10 protein-coding genes are annotated in these 14,424 nt (G+C 51.7%); 6 read left to right on the top strand and 4 right to left on the bottom strand.

The window, feature by feature from the left end; genetic code table 11:
• Together dapF and Undi14_RS08965 are read right to left on the bottom strand one after the other, a co-directional pair.
• Window positions 1-852 carry a diaminopimelate epimerase gene (dapF, locus tag Undi14_RS08970; protein WP_200179595.1) on the bottom strand — a complete coding sequence of 284 codons (852 nt, stop codon included), beginning with the start codon at window positions 850-852 and terminating at the stop codon, window positions 1-3.
• Between the two features lie 50 nt (window positions 853-902).
• Window positions 903-3,218 carry a methyl-accepting chemotaxis protein gene (locus Undi14_RS08965; protein WP_200179592.1) on the bottom strand — a complete coding sequence of 772 codons (2,316 nt, stop codon included), beginning with the start codon at window positions 3,216-3,218 and terminating at the stop codon, window positions 903-905.
• Between the two features lie 365 nt (window positions 3,219-3,583).
• Here Undi14_RS08965 and Undi14_RS08960 point away from each other — a divergent pair, with 365 nt between their 5' ends.
• The 3 genes from Undi14_RS08960 (at window position 3,584) to Undi14_RS08950 (ending at window position 9,135) form a co-directional block, all read left to right on the top strand.
• Window positions 3,584-7,165 (top strand): indolepyruvate ferredoxin oxidoreductase family protein, encoded by a 3,582-nt coding sequence (locus Undi14_RS08960; protein ID WP_200179590.1) that lies wholly within the window; start codon window positions 3,584-3,586, stop codon window positions 7,163-7,165.
• Between the two features lie 120 nt (window positions 7,166-7,285).
• Entirely contained in the window at window positions 7,286-8,761 is a 1,476-nt protein-coding gene (locus Undi14_RS08955; protein ID WP_200179588.1) for a peptide MFS transporter, read from the top strand.
• A complete protein-coding gene (locus Undi14_RS08950; RefSeq protein ID WP_200179586.1) occupies window positions 8,758-9,135 on the top strand; it encodes a DUF423 domain-containing protein in 378 nt (125 codons plus the stop codon). The genes Undi14_RS08955 and Undi14_RS08950 overlap by 4 nt, the downstream gene beginning before the upstream one ends.
• 94 nt (window positions 9,136-9,229) lie before the next feature.
• On the opposite strand, the gene Undi14_RS08945 is transcribed toward Undi14_RS08950, so the two are convergent.
• Window positions 9,230-9,841 carry a glutathione S-transferase family protein gene (locus Undi14_RS08945; RefSeq protein WP_200179584.1) on the bottom strand — a complete coding sequence of 204 codons (612 nt, stop codon included), beginning with the start codon at window positions 9,839-9,841 and terminating at the stop codon, window positions 9,230-9,232.
• An 89-nt stretch (window positions 9,842-9,930) separates the two neighbouring features.
• A complete protein-coding gene (locus Undi14_RS08940) occupies window positions 9,931-11,304 on the bottom strand; it encodes a M20/M25/M40 family metallo-hydrolase (RefSeq protein WP_200179582.1) in 1,374 nt (457 codons plus the stop codon).
• A 220-nt stretch (window positions 11,305-11,524) separates the two neighbouring features.
• On the opposite strand from Undi14_RS08940, the gene Undi14_RS08935 reads away from it, so the two are divergent.
• The 3 genes from Undi14_RS08935 (at window position 11,525) to Undi14_RS08925 (ending at window position 14,319) form a co-directional block, all read left to right on the top strand.
• Window positions 11,525-12,820, top strand: a complete 1,296-nt coding sequence (locus tag Undi14_RS08935) for an acetyl-CoA hydrolase/transferase family protein (RefSeq protein WP_200179959.1) — start codon at window positions 11,525-11,527, stop codon at window positions 12,818-12,820.
• A 291-nt stretch (window positions 12,821-13,111) separates the two neighbouring features.
• The gene (locus Undi14_RS08930) at window positions 13,112-13,330 is read left to right on the top strand and encodes a DUF4124 domain-containing protein (RefSeq protein WP_200179580.1); all 219 of its coding nucleotides are present in this window, start codon (window positions 13,112-13,114) and stop codon (window positions 13,328-13,330) included.
• A gap of 227 nt (window positions 13,331-13,557) precedes the next feature.
• Complete coding sequence (locus tag Undi14_RS08925; protein ID WP_200179578.1) at window positions 13,558-14,319, top strand: head GIN domain-containing protein; 762 nt, start codon at window positions 13,558-13,560, stop codon at window positions 14,317-14,319.
• Window positions 14,320-14,424 lie beyond the last annotated feature (105 nt).

Below are 14,424 nucleotides of genomic sequence, written 5' to 3'. Positions count from 1 at the left end.
TCAGAGATTAATTTCGCCTTCGAAGACCGTGACTGCCGGGCCGCTGAGCATAACAGAGCTGCCTTCGCCTTGCCACGCGATAGAGAGTTCGCCGCCATGAGTGGTGACGCGCACCGGGCTGTCGAGTAAGCCGCGCCGTATACCTGCGACAACCGCTGCGCAGGCACCGGTACCGCAGGCCAGCGTCTCACCCGCACCGCGTTCATACACGCGCAAGCGGATATGATGACGATCGTTAATTTGCATAAAACCAGCATTCACGCGTTTCGGAAAACGCGGATGATGTTCGATCACAGGGCCATCGGCCGCGACCAGAAAAGTCTCCGCATTATCAACCACCTGTACCGCATGGGGATTGCCCATCGAGACCACAGAAACAGAGACCGTTTTGCCATTCACATCGAGTGGCCACAACACATCATCGGCCGTAGGAATTGCAGTCAGTCCGGAATTGTCGAAAGGAACTTTTGCCGGTTCCAGTATCGGTGCACCCATATCAACGGTGATGCTGCCGTCGCTTTCCATGCGCGGCGCGATGATACCGGACATGGTTTCAACACGGATCGTCGATTTGTCGGTGAGTTTTTTCTCAATGACGAAGCGCACGAAAGCGCGTGAGCCATTACCGCATTGCTCGACTTCGCCGCCGTCGGCGTTATAAATGCGGTAGCGGAAATCAACATCCGGCGTGTCGGATTTTTCGACGACCAGAATCTGATCTGCACCGATGCCAAAGCGGCGGTCAGCGATATGCTGCCACTGTTCGCGGGTGAATTGTACCGGCTGATTAATCGCATCGATCACGACAAAATCATTGCCGGCACCATGCATTTTGGTGAATTTGAGTTTCATGGATGCATTATATCGCGGGATAAGCGCGATGATGCGCCCGATGCTGTGATTTAGCTGCCGTCGGCTTTATATACGCCGCAACCCAAAACAATGTCACTCGTCACTGCTTCGATATACGAAGTTTTACCTTCGACTTTATTCGAGACAGGATTCAGGATGGTGTAATCGACCCAGCCGCCCGATGCCGGCAGGCTGAACGCATCGGCCACCAGTTTGCGGCCATCGAGGCCCGTCAGTTGGAACAGATTCAGTTTCAGTTTTTCTGCATTGCCGCCGAATGCCAGATACTGGCCATCCCGGTTGAAGGCAAACACATACATGTCTTTGTGGCTGAAATAGTGGTCTTTATCGCCGGTGATTTCTGCTAATGCAGCCCTGCCTTTACGTTGAAACAGTTCGATCGCTTTCTTGACCATCAGATAGGCTTCGTCAGCCGTACCCTGTCTGAGGTGGAAGCTGGCGACGGCTTTGGTCAGATAGGCGGCACGCTGTTCGAGATGAATCGCTGTGCTGCGCGCTTGTTCTGCCATGCCGCCGTTACTTTGTGTGATTTCATCGAGATGCTTCAGCGCTTCAGAAATTTGCGCCAGACCATTGCTTTGCTCATCTGACGCGCTGGATATTTCGTTAATATTGCCCGCCAGATCGCGTATGCCAGAGACGATGTTATTGAGTGTGGTGTTGACGTCGTTGATCTGACCGACGCCATGTTTGACCTGATGTACCGATTGATCGATCAGATCACGGATTTGTTTTGCAGCGTCAGCACTGCGCTGCGCCAGACTGCGGACTTCGGTTGCCACCACGGCAAAGCCGCGCCCTTGTTCACCGGCGCGCGCTGCTTCAACCGCTGCATTCAGCGCGAGTATATTGGTTTGAAAAGCGATGCCATCGATCATGCTGATGATTTCATGCATCTTCAGCGCACTTTGTTGTATGCCCTGCATAGAGGTTACTGCGGCGTGCATCGCATCACCGCTGGAAGCCGCAATCTGACTCAGATTCGAGGCCAGATGATCTACTTCGCGGGCGCTTTCAGCATTTTTTTTTACTGTTACCGACAGGTCTTCGACACTCGCTGTTGTTTCTTCTAGGCTGGACGCTTGCTGTTCGGTTCTGACTGCCAGATCACCGATATCGCTGGCCAGATTCTGACCAAGCTGTGACACCTTGCTCGCATTCGTGCGTACATTTGCTACCAGGCCCGACAGGCTCAGATTCATAGTTTCAAGGGTATTCCCGGTTTCCGCCAGTTCATCTTTGCCGTTGATATGAATTTGTCTGGTCAGGTCACCGGAAGACACCGACAACGCGGATTCACGCACGGCGTGCAGCGCTTGCATAAAGCCGCGATAGAATCCCACTAACAGGTAAGATACCGTCAAAAATAAAAACACCAGAACGGCAAAGATCAGATTTCTGCGGAAACTTTGTTTTGCCACGCGTTCGCTGAGCAGGTCAGTCAGTCGCTGATGCAATTGCTGTTGCAGTCTGACGGTTTTTTCGATGGCCTGCGTCCCTTGTTCGAAATAGCTGCTGGCGTCACCGCTGACGTTCTCTCCCAGCAAATTCTGCCTTGCCAGTACGGCGAATTCCTCACTCGATTTGATGCTTGCCTGCTGCTCAGCCGGGACGGTTTCGCCAGCCCGTTTCAGTTGTTGTTCCAGATCGTTGACCGCTTTGATTGCGGTCTGTAAAGCACTCAGGCGCGAGACTATGGCCGCTTTACCGGAAAAATCGATCGTACCAGATTTGATATAACCGGCACCCAGACCCCGCAGCAGTGCTACTTGTTCTATCCATGTGGGAATCTTGACGACGGCGGCATCCATCAGAAAATAAGTGGCAGCTTCGGGGTCAAAAAATAAGCCACTACGTTCACTTGCATACAAAGAGAAATCCTGAATTTTGGCAATCAGACTGGTGTGCTGAGCGAGGCTGGCGGCGGACGTTTCTGCGATCTGCCCCGCTGCCAACTGGCGTAATTCGGTTTCCAGCGGTTTCCAGTTATCGGCGAGCTTGAATTCGGGGTTGGTGACGATTTCCTGACTCAGTCGTGACAGGCTATCCGACAAGGCTTTTCTGGTTGTCGCCAGATCTGCATCAATATTCCCGCCAGATAACTTCAGATTGACCTGACCGCGATGTTTTTGGGTCTGGATCATCACATCCATAACCTGACGGTTGATCTGTATGCCACCCAGTTCATTTTGCGCGACTTCAACATCCGCCTGCATTTTCGACAACATGTACATGACCAGCAGCAGCGTCGGCAGCATCAAGACGATAAACATCGACAGCAGTTTGGTGCGCAAGCTGAGCTTGCTCATCATGGCGGCACTTGGCCGCATGAGCGTGGACAGCAATTTGTCTCTTGAGGCTGGCATAGTTTTTTTTCGTTGGATTAAAAGCGCTCTTGCATTTTCCCAGAAAAGAACCGGCAGAACATTGTCTTCAATGGAAAAACAACAATAACAGCCCGATTACAGCACGATACAGCTATTTAGATGATAGCTTAAAAAACAGGCTATATTGTTTCTCTCAGAAACCAGTACACTTTATCTCACTGTCAGTCGTACTGTACTGGTATTTTTGTGCGTGACTGTGCATGGGGACGTACCATGCTGCATGCTAATGTGCGACCAGAATTAAAAAGTATATGATTCACTCACAAGGTGATTCTGATTAGTGGCAAATACCAATGCCATACAAAAAAAAGCACGGAGACCCCATGAATGCACCTCTCAGACCCGAGCAGCAGGCGCTGATCGACAATTCTATTTCCCTCGACGATAAATTCACGCTGGAGCGCGGACGCGCTTTCATGACCGGCACCCAGGCCTTATTGCGCCTGATGATGCTGCAGCGGCAGGCGGATGAAAAAGCCGGACTCAATACTGCTGGCTTTATTACCGGCTATCGTGGTTCGCCTTTGGGTAACGTCGATCTGACCGCCAGTAAAGCGAAAAAATATCTGGAAAAAGCGCACGTCAAATTCCATCCTGGTGTGAATGAAGATCTGGCGGCAACCTCGGTATGGGGTACGCAGCAGGTGAATCTGTTCCCGGGGGCGAAATACGATGGCGTGTTTGCGATGTGGTATGGCAAAGGTCCGGGTGTTGATCGCTGCGGTGACGTGTTTAAACATGCGAATCTGGCGGGAACATCGAAACATGGTGGTGTACTGGTCATTGCCGGTGATGACCATGCTGCAAAATCGTCTACCGCGGCACATCAGTCTGAACATATTCTGAAAGCATGTGGCATTCCGGTGTTATATCCGTCGTCGGTACAAGAATATCTGGATTACGGCTTGCATGGTATTGCACTGTCGCGCTACACCGGCCTCTGGGTCTCGATGAAATGTGTGACCGAAGTAGTGGAATCCGGTGCCTCAGTCGATATCGATCCTGAACGGATCAAGCCAATTATTCCCGGCGATTTCCAGATGCCTGCTGATGGCATCAGCATACGCACACCCGATCCGGTACTTGCGCAAGAGTCGCGCATGATCAATTACAAATGGTACGGTGCATTAGCCTATGCTCGCGCCAATAAACTGAATCAGATCATCTGGGATAGTCCGCGTGCCAGAGTCGGCATTATCACTGCAGGTAAATCGTATCTCGACACCCGCCAGGCGCTGGCGGATCTGGGCATCGATGAGCAGGCAGCGGCCGACATTGGTATCCGCCTGTATAAAATCGGCATGACCTGGCCGCTGGAATCGCAAGGTGTGCGCGAATTCGCCAAAGGTCTGGATGAAATTCTGGTGGTCGAAGAGAAGCGTCAGATTCTCGAATACGCGCTCAAAGAAGAACTATATAACTGGCAGGATGATGTGCGTCCACGCGTGGTCGGTAAGTTTGACGATACCGGTGAATGGAGCGATCTCGATCATACCGGTCATGGCGACTGGTTGTTGCCAGCGACTTATGAACTCAGCCCGGCGCAGATCGCCCGCGCGATTGCGTCCCGTATCACCAAGTATTTTTCCGGCCATCCGGTCGAGCAACGCGTCAAACAGCGTGTCGCTTATCTGGAAGCCAAAGAGGCAATGCTGAACGTTGCAGCAAAACCTGATCCAAACAAAGATCGCGTCCCGCATTTCTGTTCAGGTTGCCCACACAATACCTCGACCAAGTTGCCAGAAGGCAGTCGCGCTTTAGCGGGTATCGGTTGCCATTACATGGTGACGTGGATGAATCGCGAATCGACGATCTTCAGTCACATGGGCGGTGAAGGCGTGACCTGGGTAGGTCAGGCACCGTTCACGAATGAAAAGCATGTATTCAGCAATCTGGGTGATGGTACCTATTTCCATTCTGGTTTGCTGGCGATACGCGCGGCGGTTGCCGGGCATGTGAATATCACCTACAAAATTTTATTTAACGACGCCGTTGCGATGACGGGTGGTCAGGAATTTGACGGCCCGCTGGACCCCGGCATGATTTCACGCCAGATCGCGGCAGAAGGTGTCACACCGATTATCGTCGTGACCGATGAGCCGGAAAAATATCCGGCGAATTACAACTGGGCACCCGGCGTGACTGTGCGCCATCGTAGCGAACTCGATGCGGTACAGCGCGAGCTGCGCGAAATCGAAGGCGTATCCGCGATGATTTACGATCAGACCTGTGCGTCTGAAAAGCGTCGCCGCCGGAAAAAATTTGACAAGGATGGCAAGCCTGGCTTCCCTGACCCAGCCAAACGCGCTGTGATCAATGAAGCTGTCTGTGAAGGTTGTGGCGATTGTTCGGTGCAATCAAACTGCCTGTCGGTCGAACCTTTAGAAACCGAGTTTGGCCGTAAGCGTCAGATCAATCAATCCTCGTGCAACAAGGATTATTCTTGTGTGAACGGCTTCTGTCCAAGTTTCGTCACGGTCGAAGGTGGCAAGCTGAAAAAACCTGCGAAGGCCAAAGTAGAACAAGGGACTGCGCTCGATGTCGCCAGTTTGCCAGCACCGGTTTTACCGGCAACGACAGAACCACTGAACGTGCTGGTGACCGGCATCGGCGGCACCGGCGTGATCACGATTGGTCAGATCATGGCGATGGCGGCGCATCTCGAAGGCAAGGCGTGTTCCGTACTCGATATCACCGGTCTGGCGCAAAAAGGCGGCGCGGTCATGTCGCATGTGCGTCTTGCGGATAATGCTGCCGATTTGCATTCCACCCGTGTCGGTACCGGCATGGCGGATCTGGTGATCGGTTGCGACGAAGTCGTGACCGCCAGTCGTGATGCGCTGTCGCGTATGGGCGAAGGTCGTACCCGTGCGGTGGTCAACTCCTCCATTTCACCAACGTCAACGTTCATTAAAAATCCTGACTGGACTTTCCCGGGCGAGAGTGCGGAAGCAGAAATCCGCCATTCCTGCGGTGAAGACCGCGTCGATATGGTTGACGCCACCCGCATGGCAACGGCACTGATGGGTGACAACATCGCTTCGAATATGTTCATGCTGGGTTTTGCATGGCAAAAAGGCTGCGTGCCTCTGAGTGAAGCTGGGTTGATGCGCGCAATTGAACTCAATGGCGTCGCGATCGACTTTAATAAGCAGGCATTTAACTGGGGACGTATCGCAGCGCATGATCTGGCGGCAGTGAAGAAACTGGTGGCTCCGGCACAGGTGATTGAGCTGAAACGCGCACAGACACTTGATGACATCGTCACCAAACGGATTGCTTTCCTGACGGATTATCAGGATGCTGCTTATGCCTTGCAATACAGTGACTTCGTTAATAAAGTCAAGGCGGGTGAGGCTGCGATTGCCGATGGTAAGCCATTACGTCTGACTGAGGCAGTGGCAAAATATCTGTTCAAATTGATGGCGTACAAAGATGAGTACGAGGTCGCACGTTTGTACACCGATGGCAAGTTCCAGAAAAAAATTGCCGATATGTTTGAGGGCGATTACGCGGTTCACTTCCACCTCGCACCGCCGTTGTTTGCCAAACACGATGCCCAGGGTCACCTGATCAAGCAACATTATGGGCCGTGGATGATGAAAGTATTCGGTGTGCTGGCGAAGATGAAATCTTTGCGTGGCACCATGTTCGATGTATTTGGATATACAGCAGAACGCAGAACCGAACGTGCGCTGGTGATTGAATACAAACAGACGATTCAGCAATTGCTGCCGTTACTGAATACAGGTAATCTCGCCAGTGCGGTTGCGGTTGCCAGTGTGCCCGAAGATATTCGCGGTTATGGCCATGTCAAAGAACGTCATTTGCTTGCCGCTAAAAATAAACAAGCGACATTGCTGGCGGAATTTAATACGGTCGCGGCGCCGAAAAAAGCAGCGTAGTTCAGACTACTTAAAAGAATGGTCGACGCAAGTCGGCCATTTTTTATTTCCTGATCCGGAAAAAGTGCAGGTAGCCAGCGCTCTGCTTTACAATGCACCCGACATTCAAAGGAGTACATTTTGTCCACGATTAAACAAAAGCTTGCCACCATACCTGAGGGCTCGGCAGCCCTGTTTTTTATTCAGATATTTGCGACACTCGGTTTCGCTGTGTTGTATTCGACACTGGTGCTGTACGCAACCAAGAAACTGAATTTTTCCGTCAAAGAAGCCACGGCCATCATGGGCGTGTTTGGCGCCTTTAATTACGGGTTGCATTTATTCGGCGGCTATCTTGGCGGACGCTTTATCAGCAACCGTAATTTGTTCGTCGGCGGCATGGTATTGCAGGTGTTGGGCTGCGGCTGTATTTCTTTAGGCAGTGCCGAGCAACTGTACTGGGGGCTGGGATTATTCCTGACTGGCAGTGGTCTGAATGTAACCTGCATCAACATGATGCTGACCCAGCGTTTCAAGCCCGAAGACGACAGGCGAGAAAGTGCGTTTCTGTGGAATTACGCGGGGATGAATCTCGGTTTTTTTGTCGGCTTTAGTGCTGCCGGTCACTTTCAGTTACTGGAAGATTATGCCGGTCTGTTTGTCTTTGCGACGATAGGCAACTTTATGGCGATTGTGCTGGCGCTGTTGAACTGGAAGCGGCTGGTCGATCTGAATACGCCGTTGTTGCAGGCAACGCCAACGGAATTCAAAAAACGTCTTGCGGTCGGGCTGGCGATTTTGTTTGGCCTGGTACCCGTGATTTATTTCATGCTGCATAAAGCCGAGCTGACCGGTAATCTGGTGCTGATCATCAGTATCTGTATCGCGTTAGTAATCGCCTATCTGACATTCAGGCACAAGGATCAGCGCGAACAAAAAAACATGTCTGCATACATTTTGCTGACCATAGGTTCACTGGTGTTCTGGACGCTGTATCAGATGGCACCGATGGGCTTGCAACTGTTTGCGGTGAATAATGTGGACCGCATGGTCTGGGGCATAGAAATCGCGCCGCAATGGATACAAAACATCAATAGCTTCGTCATTATGGTTGGTGGCCCGCTGATGGCGATGCTGTTCAAAAACTTACGAGATAAAGGCTGGCAGATTGATGTGCCGATGCAGTTTTCTGCCGCATTATTACTGATTGGTATTGGCTTTCTGGTGCTGCCTCTGGGCATAGGTTTTGCTGCCAGCAACGGTCTGGTGGCATTCCGCTGGATATTCATCAGCTACCTATTGCAAAGCGTCGCTGAGCTGCTGATTTCACCGGTTGGTTATGCGATGATAGGCCGCCTTGCACCGGCGAAGTATCAGGGGGTGATGATGGGCACATGGATGCTGACGACAGGCACGGCGTCGATACTCGCCAGCTATTTTTCCGGCATGATTCCTGAGGCCAGCGAAGGTATGGCAGCGTCAACGAATCCGACGTATCAGCATATTTTTTCCATGCTGGGCTGGGGCGCTGTCGGCGTTGGTGTTGTCTTGATTTTGCTAATTCCTTTCTTGCGCAAACTGATTACTAAAGGCGCCGATCAAGAGGCGACAGCATGAAACCGCATCACTGGATCAGTGTTGCTGCGATGAACATGTTGATCGCAGTCGGTGCCGGTGCATTTGGTGCGCACGGCCTGAAATCCGTGTTGAGTGCCGACATGCTGGCGATCTGGCAGACGGCAGTGCAATATCAGATGGTGCATGCACTGGGCTTGCTGGGATTAAGCCTGTTGCAGGCGCAGTGGAATGAGCGTTTGCTACGGTATGCGGCGTGGACGATGTTGTCCGGCATCGTTATTTTCAGTGGCAGCCTGTATGCGCTGGCGTTGTCTGGTTTGCGCATCCTCGGTGCGATTACGCCGGTGGGCGGCGTCGCATTTTTGCTGAGTTGGGCAATGCTGGCGCGGTGCGCTTACCGCCGTCAGCATTGATGTTCGATGCCGTCACAATCTGGCCGCCGGATAGCGTGTCAGATTGTGATCTGATGACAGTGCTTGCTAAGACTGGCGGGTGAAGCGGCAAAGCTTACTCGCCATTTTTTTCGACTGCGCGTTGGTAGGCAGGGCGTGCTTCTATCATATCGACAAAACGCGTCAGATTCGGAAATGCATCGCGTCCGGCACTTCTGACGCCGATTTGCACCACAAAAGATAGCTGGACATCTGCACCAGTGAGTTCATTACCGACGAAGAAATCGCGCCCTTCTAATTCCGCATTCAGATAGCCAAGATGATTGGCTATTTCGCTGTTGATGCGTGGATGCAATGGAGCACCTGCCTCGCCGAGCCGACTGACGTACAACTTCAGCAACAAAGGCAACATGGCTGATCCTTCGGCATAGTGCATGAATTGCAGATAGCGGTAGTAATCAGTCGAGCCTTTTTCCGGTACGAATTTGCCGTTGCCATATTCAGCGATCAGGTATTCCAGAATGGCGCCGGATTCGATCAGAATTTCTTCTTTATCACGCAGCACCGGTGCTTTTCCCAGCGGGTGAATTTTCTTGAGTTCTGGCGGTGCTAGTCGGGTTTGCGGATCGCGGTCATAGCTGATCACCGCATATTCCTGGCCTAATTCTTCCAGCATCCAGGTGATACGACGTGAACGGGATTCTTTCAGGTGGTGAACTTCAATCATAGTAATCCTCAGGGGTAAAAAGAGAATGCTGATTATGCCGATATTTCCGCATCCTCGTTGGCATCAGCGTGAAATGGCTGTTTCTTCGTTCATTTTTTTTCTGGCATAGGGTAGCTGGCAACGCTGACATTGCCATCTTGATCGACTGCTTGTACGCCAAAGAAATAATTGTCCTTGGATTTTCCTTTGACGGTATAGGAGAGGACATTCCCTACCATCACGCCGCCTTGCCAGACGCTGCTGGTCGTGTCTCGCCAGACAATGCGGTAACCCGCAAGATCGGCTTCAGTATTGGCATTCCAGCGCATGCTGGTGTCATTTTCAAGTTGCGAAGTATTCATCTGCACCTGTGCTGGTGCCGCAGGTGCGAGCGCCAGGCTGGCTAATGCAGCCGCATTGATGCGGGCAACATTCGCGGTGTAATCGGTATCGACAAATTCTGGTAAGTCACCCATCTGTACACCATTTTCCACACGGACATTCTGATGCTGATGATGGAAATCTTCATTCGGCTCAGTAAAGCGCAGCGCGGCGTAACCCTGTTCGAGGAAAGGGATATGATCGCCACCACGCAGATAGCGATCGCGTCGGTGGATGATATTCACAGTGAAGCCGGGCACATAGCGTTCACCGGTTTCTTTGACGTGGCGTGCCAGTTGGCGGGAAATTGAATCGCTCTCACCACCCGTGGCTATCAGATTGCGGGTCGCGTCCGGTAATTCTTTGACGGCGGGTATCCCTTCTGCAAACAGGCGCACCGACTTGTTATCGATCTCGCCGTGTTCCGAGCGTGAGCTGCCGATAATGTCATTCGTGAACATACCGGCGATATTCAGATTTTTTTCTCTGGCTTGTTTCGCCCAGTGTGTTGCGCCATACAGCCCTTGCTCTTCCGCAGCGACCGACATGAAAACGATGCTTGCATCAAAGCGATGTTGTGCCATCACACAGGCCATCTCCATGACAGCAGCAGTGCCTGACGCATCATCATTCGCGCCCGGCGCAAACGACGTGGCATCCATTACATCAGTGGCGCGCGAATCATAATGCCCGCTGACGACGTAATAACGGCCGGGGTCTGTTTTCCCCTTCAGGGTCGCGACCACATTCACAATTTCGGTCGGTTTGCTGATACGGCGGCCGCCTGCTTCGACATAGCTGTCGAATTGCACGTCAAGCTGACCGGCACTGCAGCGTTCAAGTTCTGCTTTGATCCAGCGTCTTGCTGCGCCGATGCCGACAGTATCTGACTGCGTTTCTGACATCGTATGACGGGTATGAAAGCTGACCAGTTTGCGGACGTAAGCATCAATCCGTTGTGGTGAGATTTGTTGCACGATCTTTGTTATTTGTGGCTTTTTTTCATTGATGTTTGGTTCGGTGATCTGGGCCGACACTGGCAGTACGCAGGCCAGTAACGTGGTACTGAGCAGCACTGAATGAGTCAAAGGCGATTGCGGCATGGTGCATGTTCCTGAAAAAGTGAGAGCAAAAATACGTAGACGTCATCGAGCGATATTACGCGAAACCACACTGGCAAGCAGAGACGACATATTTTTTGCGCCAGCACAAATCTGGTGCAAATGTCGTCTGCATGACTGCGCTGCAACATGCTTTAACGCTAACATATAAATTCGCAGGAGACCGACTACTAATTAACACCACAGAGAGTGCCACAACATGATGTCTGTTCAGGAATTGTATCGTCAAAAACATCTTTCCCCGGAAGATGCCATCAACCAAGTTAAGGATGGCGATTTCATCGTCGTACCAACAGGCGTTGGTGAGCCGCCCGCTTTATTGTCCGCCTTATCGGCACAACGCCGCCGCTTTCATGATGTGAAGGTGGCGCAGATTTTACCAATCAGAAAATTCGACTATTTTGATCCTTCGACGGCAGAGCATGTCCGTCACGTTTCTTTCTTTTTTGGTGCGGCTTCACGCGCTGGCGGACAAGCAGGCGACATCGATTTTATTCCCAGCTATTTTTCTGAAATGCCGATGCTGATAGAGCGTGGCATGATCCCTTCCGATGTCGTGTTCACGCTGGCTTCTCCTATGGATGAGCATGGTTACTTTTCGCTGAGTCTGGCAGCGGATTACACCATGGCGGCGATTGCCAAAGCGCGTGCGGTGGTGCTGGAAGTGAATCCCAATGTGCCGTTTGCGAATGGCTCCTGCCACATTCATATTTCCCAGGTGGCGGCGCTGGTTGAAAGCAATAACGCCGTCACTGAGGTCGGTCTGCCGGTAATCGGCCCTGTACAGGAGGCTATCGGCAAATACGTCGCCGATATGATTGATGACGGCTCGACTCTACAGATCGGTTACGGTGGTATTCCAGATGCGGTGGTAATGCAACTTACCAACAAGCACGATCTTGGCATTCATACAGAAATGATCGGTGACGGCATACTGACACTGGTGGAAAGTGGAGCCGTCACTAACCGCAAAAAGACGTTCATGCCGGGAAAAATGATTGCTACTTTTGCGCTTGGTTCAAAAAAACTGTATCAGTTTATCCACCGCAATCCGGCACTGGAAATGCATCCGGTGGACTTTACCAATGATCCGTATCTGGCGGCCAAAAATGACAAGCTGATCGCGATTAATGCGACCTTGCAAATTGACTTGCTGGGACAGTGCGGATCGGAAAGTCTGGGGCCAGTACCGTATTCGGGCACTGGCGGGCAGGTCGATTTTGTGCGGGCGGCGAACCGTTCCCGCGATGGCAAGGCGTTCATCGTCTTACCGGCAACGGCGAAAGATGACAGCATCACCCGTATCGTGCCGACACTGACTCCGGGCACGCATGTTACGACCGGTAAAAACGATATCAATTATGTCGTCACTGAATTCGGCGTTGCGCAGTTGCGCGGTAAATCGGCGAAGCAAAGGGCGCAGGAAATGATCGCGATTGCTCACCCGGATTTTCGCGCGGAATTAACACAGGAAGCCAGGCGCTTGCATCTGCTGTAAGCGCGATGATTGTCGCCAGCCTTTGCCTGAGTAAACGCCCCTGATTCGATGCGCCTGCTGGCATGAAAATGCCTTGCAGGCCTTATTTTATGCGGGGTTTTCTTTTAAGCGATGCGCGATAAAAAAACTGCTCCGATTGCCATGATTTATCGTGATTTGAGCAAAGGGACAGAAAGCATAGCTTATAATTGCTTAAATTTTAACAATAGAGGCGTTCGGCTGGCTTGCCAGCCTGCGTCAGTCACAGCGATGCGCGCATCCTGCAATCGATTAATTAATCAGGTAACGAGAATGAATAAATTACTGAGTGTGCTGGTGTTGTCTCTGGCTTTTCCTATGATCAGCGCGGCGCAGACGCCGGTGTTCAAATGTGAGGTCGATGGCCGCGTCGTCTGGTCGGATAGCCCATGCAAAGGTAAAGGCAAAGTAGTGCAGGTGAAATCCGTTGCTTCGTCCGAAAAGAAAAAGAATGGTGAAGCTGCCGGAGCCCCGCCGGAGGCAAGAAAGTAAATTGAGCTTGCTACGCGGTGTGCTGACTGCATATTCATGGAAAAATTTGATGATGCTGATTAAATCAAATCAGCATCCCGCAAATTTGTTGTCTCGGGAATGACGCAGTCTCGTCCCAACATACGGGCGGACGATGAATGATCTCTGATCCAGAATCCGCTTTTCGCTGCTGTCACTTGCGGCTACACTGACGCTCTTTGTCCAGATCGTCTTGCCGGAGCCCATCTATGAAAACCTCATCTTTACGTCGTACTGTTATTGCTGGTTTGTTGCTGGCGACGACGCTACCTGCGAGTGCCGGTTGGCTGGATATTTTCCGCAAAGCTAAAACAGTGGCTGGTTCCGGCAATATCCAGAAACAAGTCAGAGTCGTGAGTGGATTTAACGAAATTGCGCTCGATCTTCCCGCGTATCTGGAATTGCGTCAGGGAGAAAAAGAAAGCGTCGAGATCGAGACCGATGATAATTTACAGAGCCTGATTGAAGTCGTGGTGGAAAGCGGCGCGTTACAAATACGGCCGCAGCAGAAAAATGTTTACCCTGACAGTAAAGCGCTGAAGATTACGGTGTTTCTGAAAAATCTGGCGGAGCTGAAAATCAGCGGCTGGGGTAAGGTAAATGCGGAAAAATTACACATTCCCGGTCTGCATATTGCGGTCAGTGGTTCCGGCGATGTGCGGATACAGGATTTGCGTACCGAGATACTGGAAATCGATATCAGCGGCAGCGGCAGCTTCAGTGCCGCCGGAACTTCAACGGAAATCAGCGGGAAAATCGGCGGCTCCGGATCGTTGCTGATGGATACGCTGGAGGCCAACGATGTGCGTATCCGCATCGGCGGTTCCGGCCATGTCCGCACCTGGGTTCATAATAAGCTGGATGTGACTGTCGGCGGCTCCGGCGAAATCGAATATTACGGTGATCCCGTCGTTACCAAAACCATCGGTGGTTCTGGTCGTCTGATTCGTCTGGGCAGCGCACCGCACTAATCACCGCTGTCGAGCAATGCTATTCTTCCGGTAAGAAACTGCACAGGAAAAAGGCGATGCATCCTATAATCTCGCTCTCTTACTGAATTGTTTTTTTTCTGTCAT

Source organism: Undibacterium sp. 14-3-2 (genome assembly GCF_016595265.1).
GTDB classification, from domain to species: domain Bacteria; phylum Pseudomonadota; class Gammaproteobacteria; order Burkholderiales; family Burkholderiaceae_D; genus Undibacterium; species Undibacterium aquatile.
This window is presented reverse-complemented; position numbering and strand designations above follow the sequence as displayed.